Consider the following 6,126-nt stretch of genomic DNA (forward strand, 5'->3'; position numbering starts at 1 on the left):
GATCAGCCCTTCCGAACCATGGGCTCGGCCGACTTCGCGGCCGAGCGGAGTACGACGATGCCGCCCTTGGGGCCGGGAACGGCGCCCTTGATCAGGATCAGGCCCTTCTCGACGTCGACCGCGTGCACGGTGACGTTCTGGGTGGTGACCGTGTCGCTACCCATCCGACCCGCCATCCGCATGCCCTTGAACACGCGGCCGGGGGTGGCGCAGGCGCCGATCGAGCCCGGCTTGCGGTGGTTGCGGTGGGCGCCGTGCGAGGCGCCGACACCGTGGAAGCCGTGCCGCTTCATGACACCCGCGAAGCCCTTGCCCTTGCTGGTGCCGGTCACGTCGATGACCTGACCCGGCTCGAAGGTGTCGACCGGGAGCTCCTGGCCCACGGTGTAGTTGGCGGCGTCCGCGGTGCGGATCTCGACCAGGTGACGGCGCGGGGTCGTGCTGGCCTTGGCGAAGTGACCCGCCTGCGGCTGGTTGACCTTGCGACCCTCGATCTCGCCGTAGCCGACCTGGATGGCGTTGTAGCCGTCCGGCTCGGGCTGGCGGACCTGGGTGATCACGTTGGTCGTGGCCGCGATCACGGTCACGGGGACGATGCGGTTGTTCTCGTCCCAGAGCTGGGTCATGCCGAGCTTGGTGCCCAGCAGTCCCTTCACATTGCGTTCGATCGTCATGACAACAACCTCAGAGCTTGATCTCGATGTCGACGCCGGCCGGCAGGTCGAGCCTCATGAGGCTGTCGACAGTCTTGGGGGTGGGGTCGATGATGTCGATGAGGCGCTTGTGGGTGCGCATCTCGAAGTGCTCGCGAGAATCCTTGTACTTGTGCGGCGAGCGGATGACGCAGAAGACGTTCTTCTCGGTCGGCAGCGGCACAGGGCCGGCGACCTTCGCACCCGTCCGGGTCACGGTGTCCACGATCTTGCGCGCCGAGGTGTCGATCACCTCGTGGTCATAGGCCTTGAGCCTGATGCGGATCTTCTGTCCCGCCATAGGTCTCTCTCGTCCTTCTTCTCAGCCGCCGATGTGTCGAGACGTCCTCGGTATTGAGTCGGTCCCGCCCTGTTCCTCACCCCGCAGCTCCGACCCCCGAGGTCGGGCGTGTCGCGCTGGTTTTGGCGCACACGTCCGCCTGAGCGGATCGAGCTGTTGTTGTTGGGGCGCCTGACGGTTCGTCAGGCTGATCGGGTCTCCCTGGGTCCGGCGCACTCGCACCACCGACCGCATTTCGAGAGCGGCCGCCCCGGAATCACTCCGGAACACCTGCTCGCCAAGATCTCTCTTGGAGGAGACGCGATTCAGTAGTCAAGATGTGCCGCACCCCGGCAAACCCGCCGGAGCAACCTGGATATCTTGGCAGAGATCCCGCCCCGCACAAAATTGAAACAGCCACCGTGATGGAAGGATGGCGTCGGCCAGCCGGGCGACTGTTCAGAAGGAGTGCGATGACGGGTTCACCGCACCACTATCCACCCCCGGGTGCGCCGCCCCCGGACGAGCCGCAGGCTCCGCCGTACGGCGCTCCGCCGCCGGCGTCGTACCCGCTCCCGCACCCGCGACCCGGCTCGCCCGCCGCGCCGGTGCCGGGCATGCTCGGCGCCGCCCACAAGCCGGGGGCGCTCCCGCTGCGGCCGCTGACGCTGGGCAACATCTACGACGCCGCGTTCCGGATCATCCGGTTCAACCCGAAGGCGACCGTCGGCTCGGCGGTGCTGGTGACCGCCGTGGCCATGCTGTTCCCGATCGTGCTGAGCGCGGTCGTGGCGTTCACCGTCGGCACCGGCATCGGCGCCGACGGCGAGGTCGACGAGGAGCTCGGCACCGCGGAGGCACTCGGCCTGCTCGGCTCCTTCGGATCGCTGATCCTCGGGATCTACGCCGCCCAGCTCGGCGTCATCTTCGTGACCGGGATGGTCGCCCACGTGACCCACGCGGCCGCCGTCGGGCGGCGGCTGTCCATGGCGGAGGCGTGGGCGGCGACGTACGGCAAACGCTGGCGACTGGTCGGCCAGGCCCTGCTGGTGGGGATCGCCAGCACGCTCGCGATCGTGCTGCTCGTCGGCGTCGTGGTGCTGGTCGCGGTCCTCACCGGCGACGTGCTGGTCACGGTGCTCGTCAGCATCGCACTCACCCTGAGCGCCATCCCCCTCTTCGTGTGGCTCTGGATCCGGGTCGTCTACCTCGCCACGCCCGCCCTGATGCTCGAGCCGGTGGGGATCTTCGGCTCGTTCGGCCGGACCTGGCGGCTGACGGCAGCCCAGTTCTGGCGCACGCTCGGCATCGGCCTGCTGACGGCGCTGATCGCGGGCGTGGCCGGCGGCATCCTCACCACGCCGGTGTCGTTCGGGGGCAACCTCGGCTCGCTCGCCCTGCCGGAGTACTCCGTCCTGATCCTCGTGGTCACCCAGGCGATCGCGCTGGTGATCCAGAACGCGTTCGTGGCCCCGTTCACCGCGGCGGTCACCTCGCTCCAGTACCTCGACCAGCGGATGCGCAAGGAGGCGTACGACGTCGAGCTGATGGCCGAGGCCGGGCTGATCCCGCGGTGACCCCGCCCCTCCTGGCCGCGCGCGTCGCCGACCCGCCGCTCGACCCGAGCGGCGACGAGGCGCGCTCGTTGCTGCGCCGCGAGCTCTCCCACCCGGAGTACCACGACACCAACCTGGTCGAGCGGATCCTGAACTGGGTGGGCCGGCTGTTCGACGACGGCGTCGGCGCCGCCCAGGACCTGCCGCCGCTCGGGACCTTCGCCGCGATCCTGGTCCTGCTGCTGATCGCGGTCGGCATCGGCCTGCTGCTCTCCCGCGCCCGCCGCACCGCGCGGGCGCGAGCCGAACGGGCACCGGCGCTGACCGACGAGGTGATCAGCGCCGGCGAGCTGCGGGCGCGGGCGGAGGCCGCCCTCGCCCAGGGGCGGTACGACGACGCCCTCGTCGACGGCTACCGCGCCCTCGCGCTGCGCCAGGTCGAGCGCGGGCGGATCGAGGACGTGCCGCAGGCCACCGCCCACGAGCTGGCCGGCGCGCTCGGGAGCGAGTTCCCGGCGCAGCGCCAGCTGATCGGGCGCAGCGCCGACCTCTTCGACTCCGTCCTGTACGGCGACCACCCGGCCACCCGGGAGCAGGCGGTCGACGTGCTCGCCCTCGACGACGAGCTCGCCGGCCGTAGGGAGCGGACCCGATGAGCACGACCCCGGCGACGACCCCTGCGACGACCGCTGCGACGACCCCGGCGGGTGCCTCCACCGACGCCGCCCCTGCCGGCGCAGCCGGTTTCGTCCGCCGCAACCGGATCTGGTTCCTCGTCGGGATCGCCCTGGTCCTGGCGCTCGCGCTCTCGGTGTGGGCCAACAGCGGTGACCAGGAGTACCCCGCGCCGCTCGACCCGCAGAACCCCGATCCCGACGGCGCGCAGGCGCTGGCGCAGGTGCTCGAGGACGAGGGCGTCGACCTCACCGTCGCCCGCTCCGCTGACGACCTCCACGACGCCGACGTCGACTCCGCGACGACCGTGCTGGTGACCGGCACCGAACAGCTCGCGCCGAGCACGATCGTCCGGCTCCGGCGCGACACGGCCGGTGCGGACGTCGTGCTCGTGGAGCCGCCGCCGCACGTGCTGGACGAGGTGCAGGAGGGGCTCGAGCCGGCGTACGCCGACGACGAGACGGCGGGCGACTGCGACGACGACCGGTTCGACGACCTCACCCTCACCGTCGACAACGCCTACGGCTACGACACCGCCGACGGTTGCTTCGACAGCTTCGGCGGCTTCGTCCTGGCGCGGGGCAGCACCGCGACGACGTACTTCGGCGCCGGCCAGGCGCTGACCAACGACCAGGTGCTGCGGGGCGACAACGCGGCGGTCGCGCTGCGTCTGCTCGGCGAGCACGACCGGCTGGTCTGGTACGTCCCGACCTACGACGATGCCGCCGACGACGAGGCCGTGAGCCTGTGGACCTTCGCGCCCGGGTGGCTCGAACCGTCCCTGTGGCTCGCGGGCTTCGCCGGGATCGCCCTGATGTGGTGGCGCGGTCGCCGGCTGGGAAGGCTGGCCAGCGAGCCGCTCCCCGTCGTGGTCCGCGCCGTCGAGACGACCCGCAGCCGCGGCCGGATGTACCGACGGGCCGACGACCGGCCCTACGCCGCGGCCGCCCTCCGCGCTGCCTCCCGGCGCCGGCTGGCCGAGCACCTGCGGCTCGGCCGCGGCGCGTCCGAGGCTGACATCATCACCGCGGTCGCCCGCCACGTCGGCCGCCGCGAGGAGGACGTCGGCGCGCTCCTCGCCCACCACGCACCCGTCCCGAGCTCGGACCCCGGACTGGTCCGGCTCGCCCAGGAACTCACCCAGCTCGACAGAGAGGTACGCCGCGGATGACCGACCAGACGCCCGAGACGTTCGAGACGCCCGTCCCCACGGCCGCACCCCCGCCCCCGCCGCCGCCGCCCGCGGTCGCGGACGAGCACGACGCCCTGCGCGAGCGGCTGCTGGCCGTCCGGCACGAGGTGGGCAAGGCCGTCGTCGGCCAGGACGCCGCCGTCTCGGGGCTGCTCGTCGCGCTGCTGTGCGGTGGCCACGTGCTGATGGAGGGCGTGCCTGGTACGGCGAAGACGCTCCTCGTCCGCACCCTGGCCGCGTCGCTGGCGGTCGACACCCGTCGGGTGCAGTTCACGCCCGACCTGATGCCGGGTGACATCACCGGGTCGCTGGTGATCGACAGCTCGGCGGGCGAGCTCACGTTCCGCGAGGGCCCCGTGTTCACCAACCTGCTCCTCGCCGACGAGATCAACCGGACGCCGCCGAAGACCCAGTCGGCACTGCTGGAGGCGATGGAGGAGGGCCAGGTCTCGGCCGACGGCGTGACCCGCCCGCTCCCCCGGCCGTTCCTCGTGGCGGCGACCCAGAACCCGGTCGAGTACGAAGGCACCTACCCGCTCCCCGAGGCACAGCTCGACCGGTTCCTGCTCAAGGTCGTGCTGCCCGTGCCGCCGCGGAGCGACGAGATCGCGATCCTCACCCGCCACGCCGGCGGCTTCGACCCGCGCGACGTCGCGGCAGCGGGTGTCACGGCCGTCGCGTCCGGTGCCGACATCGAGGCTGCCCAGCGCGCGGTGAAGAAGGTGCAGGTCGCGCCCGAGGTGGCGACGTACATCGTCGACATCGCCCGCGCCACCCGCGAGTCGCCCTCGCTCTCGCTGGGGGTGAGCCCCCGCGGCGCCACCGCGCTGCTGCGCGCTGCCCGCGCCTGGGCGTGGCTCTCCGGTCGCGACTTCGTGACGCCGGACGACGTGAAGGCGCTGGCCCACGCGGCGCTGGTGCACCGGCTCGGCCTGCGCCCCGAGGCCGAGCTCGAGGGCGTCGACACCGCGAAGGTCCTCTCGTCCGCCCTCGGTTCGGTCCCGGTGCCGCGCTGACCATGGTGATCTCCGGGCGGGTCCCGCTCCTCGTGCTCCTCGGCGTCGTGGCCGTGGTGGTGCGGCCGTCGGCGGGCACGGTGCTGCTGTGGCTGCTGGCCGTGGCGCTCCTCGTCGGCGCCGACCTGCTCCTGGCGCCGTCGGCCGAGGCGGCCGGCCTCCACCGTCGGCCACCCGGCACCGTGCGGCTCGGCGATCCCGCCGAGTCGGCGTTGACCGTTGCCAACGACACCGACCGGACGCTGCGGCTCGAGGTGCGCGATGCCTGGCAGCCGACGGCGGGCGCGACCGGCAACCGACACCGGGTCCGCCTTCCCGCCCGCGAGCGGCGGGTGCTGCGCACCCCGCTGCGGCCGTGGCGGCGCGGCGACCTGCGGGCCTTCGGCGTCACGGTCCGTTCTTGGGGTCCCCTGCACCTCGCGGCCAAGCAGCGGACCCACGACGTGCCCGGGACGGTCCGCTCCCTTCCGCCGTTCGAGTCGCGCAAGCACCTGCCGTCGCGGCTCGCCCAGCTGCGCGAGCTGGACGGTCGCGCCGCGGTGCGGATCCGCGGCCAGGGCACCGAGTTCGACTCGCTGCGGGAGTACGTCCGCGGCGACGACGTCCGCTCGATCGACTGGCGGGCGTCCGCCCGCACCCCGCACGTCGTCGTCCGCACCTGGCAGCCGGAACGCGACCGGCGGGTGGTGCTCGTGCTCGACACCTCGCGGACCGC

Annotated in this window: 7 protein-coding genes; 5 read left to right on the plus strand and 2 right to left on the minus strand. The window is 72.5% G+C overall.

The genetic code is table 11. The features are described from left to right. Nucleotides 1–2: 2 nt before the first annotated feature. Together rplC and rpsJ are read right to left on the minus strand one after the other, a co-directional pair. Entirely contained in the window at nucleotides 3–674 is a 672-nt protein-coding gene (rplC, locus tag H0488_RS08730) for a 50S ribosomal protein L3 (protein ID WP_183098890.1), read from the minus strand. A gap of 10 nt (nucleotides 675–684) precedes the next feature. Next, the gene (gene rpsJ, locus H0488_RS08735) at nucleotides 685–993 is read right to left on the minus strand and encodes a 30S ribosomal protein S10 (RefSeq protein WP_007078637.1); all 309 of its coding nucleotides are present in this window, start codon (nucleotides 991–993) and stop codon (nucleotides 685–687) included. 452 nt (nucleotides 994–1,445) lie between these two features. Here rpsJ and H0488_RS08740 point away from each other — a divergent pair, with 452 nt between their 5' ends. From H0488_RS08740 to H0488_RS08760, 5 genes are all read left to right on the plus strand, one after another. After that, complete coding sequence (locus tag H0488_RS08740; protein WP_183098891.1) at nucleotides 1,446–2,549, plus strand: glycerophosphodiester phosphodiesterase family protein; 1,104 nt, start codon at nucleotides 1,446–1,448, stop codon at nucleotides 2,547–2,549. Then, a complete protein-coding gene (locus tag H0488_RS08745; protein ID WP_183098892.1) occupies nucleotides 2,546–3,184 on the plus strand; it encodes a DUF4129 domain-containing protein in 639 nt (212 codons plus the stop codon). The genes H0488_RS08740 and H0488_RS08745 overlap by 4 nt, the downstream gene beginning before the upstream one ends. Next, nucleotides 3,181–4,374, plus strand: coding sequence for a DUF4350 domain-containing protein (locus H0488_RS08750; protein WP_183098893.1), 1,194 nt, complete (start codon nucleotides 3,181–3,183; stop codon nucleotides 4,372–4,374). The genes H0488_RS08745 and H0488_RS08750 overlap by 4 nt, the downstream gene beginning before the upstream one ends. Further along, nucleotides 4,371–5,411 carry an AAA family ATPase gene (locus tag H0488_RS08755; RefSeq protein ID WP_183098894.1) on the plus strand — a complete coding sequence of 347 codons (1,041 nt, stop codon included), beginning with the start codon at nucleotides 4,371–4,373 and terminating at the stop codon, nucleotides 5,409–5,411. The genes H0488_RS08750 and H0488_RS08755 overlap by 4 nt, the downstream gene beginning before the upstream one ends. Before the next feature lie 2 nt (nucleotides 5,412–5,413). After that, nucleotides 5,414–6,126 (plus strand): DUF58 domain-containing protein (locus H0488_RS08760; RefSeq protein WP_183098895.1); only part of this gene is annotated, 713 nt, incomplete at its 3' end.

This window comes from Nocardioides pelophilus (genome assembly GCF_014180685.1).
In the GTDB taxonomy this organism is placed as follows: domain Bacteria; phylum Actinomycetota; class Actinomycetes; order Propionibacteriales; family Nocardioidaceae; genus Nocardioides; species Nocardioides pelophilus.